2 protein-coding genes are annotated in these 1612 nt (G+C 71.7%); one reads left to right on the forward strand and one right to left on the reverse strand.

Annotated features, from left to right (window positions below; genetic code table 11):
* Positions 1 to 293 precede the first annotated feature (293 nt).
* Positions 294 to 1199 carry an MBL fold metallo-hydrolase gene (locus tag AC2W7C_RS17640; RefSeq protein ID WP_486002535.1) on the forward strand — a complete coding sequence of 302 codons (906 nt, stop codon included), beginning with the start codon at positions 294 to 296 and terminating at the stop codon, positions 1197 to 1199.
* A gap of 116 nt (positions 1200 to 1315) precedes the next feature.
* Here the strand turns inward: AC2W7C_RS17640 and AC2W7C_RS17645 are convergent.
* Positions 1316 to 1612, reverse strand: a 297-nt coding sequence (locus AC2W7C_RS17645) for a DUF1499 domain-containing protein (protein WP_486002536.1), incomplete at its 5' end; no start/stop codon positions are given.

The following is a 1612-nucleotide window of genomic DNA, read 5'->3' on the forward strand; positions in this document are numbered from 1 at the left end:
GGGGCCGACCCCGAGGCCCTTCGGGACGCGGCGGCCGCGGCGGGATACGACCTGAGCCGCCTGCCGCTATAGGATCGTCAGCGAACCACGGCCGCGCGCGCGGCGTAGGGCGCCGGCTCCGGCGTGCAGGAGGCGACGACCAGTTGCGCCGCCATGAGACAAAGGAGAGCCGCAGCGATGGGCTGGAGCCGATTTGAGACAGCCAGGGCGATGGAAACGGCCATTCCGGGGCCTCCGCAAGAGGTTTACGAAGTCCTAACGCAAGGCCCGGGCCGCGGCGCGGAGGCGGGCGCGTGATCCCTTTCGTTCGCGATTTCGACTTCGTCCGGGGGCGGGCCGAGCAGGCGTCTCCCCTGATCCGGCGCGTGATCGCCGACAATCCCGGCCCGTTCACCTTCACCGGCACGGGGACTTATGTCGTCGGCCGGCCGGCGCCCGGGGCGGCGGTGGCGGTGATCGATCCCGGCCCCCTGGACGAGGCGCACCTAAAGGCCCTGCTGGACGCGGTCCGGGACCAGACCGTCAGCTACGTCCTGGTGACCCACACTCATCGCGACCACGCCCCGCTGGCCCGGCCGTTCGCCGACGCCGTCGGCGGCGCGCCCATCCTGGCCGCCCGTCCGCCGCTCCGAACGATCCACGCCTCGGATATGCTGGACGAGGACGACGACGAGACCTTCGCGCCCGACGTGATCCTGGCGGGCGGAGAGGTGCTGCGGGGCGACGGCTGGACGATCGAGGCGATGGCCACGCCGGGACATGCCTCGAACCACATGGCCTTCGTGCTGCGGGAGGAGAACGCCCTGTTCAGCGGCGACCACGTCATGGGCTGGTCCACCACCGTGGTGGCGCCCCTGGACGGCGACATGACCGACTACATGGCCAGCCTGGACGCGGTGATCGCGCGACGCTTCACGACGCTGTGGCCGACGCACGGCGCCCCCGTGACCGATCCCGCGCCGTTCCTGGAGGCCTATCGCGCCCACCGGCTCGACCGCGAAAGCCAGGTCTTGGATCGGTTGCGGGCGGGCGACCGGACGATCGCCGAGATGGTCCCCGTGCTCTACGCCGCCGTGGACCCGCGGCTGTGGCCCGCGGCTTCGCTGTCGGTCTGGGCCCACCTGATCGCCCTGGTCCGCCAGGGTCGCGCGATCGCCGAGCCCGAACCCACGCTTCAGGCCGAGTATAGATTGCTCTGAAGCCGAGGGGCGTCCAGGTAGTCGCAACCGGCGCCCTGGAGATCTCGACCCAGGCCTTCGTGTTCATGGTTTCCCGGCACAAGTGCGGGAATGACGGGTTTCAATGCCGATTGAACCTAGCCTCCCGACCGCAGAAGCTCGCTGATCCGGCTGGCCAGGCGGCAGGCCTCGCCGCCATGGGGCCGGCCGTCACGGGCCGCCACCCGGATGTCGGTCCGGCCGGGCCGGATGCGGATGACCGCGTCATGGGTGAAGCCGAACCAGAAGCCGTCGCGACGGCCGTCGGCCCGCGCGACGCCTGTTCCCCCCAGGGCGAAACCGGCTTCCTGCAGCGCCCAGGCGGCCGTCTCCGGCGCGATCTGCGTCATCACCGGCTGCGCCCCCTGGACAGGCCGGCCGCCGACGGCCGGGCC

The organism is Brevundimonas sp. CURTG3B2_SDJG (genome assembly GCF_057364705.1).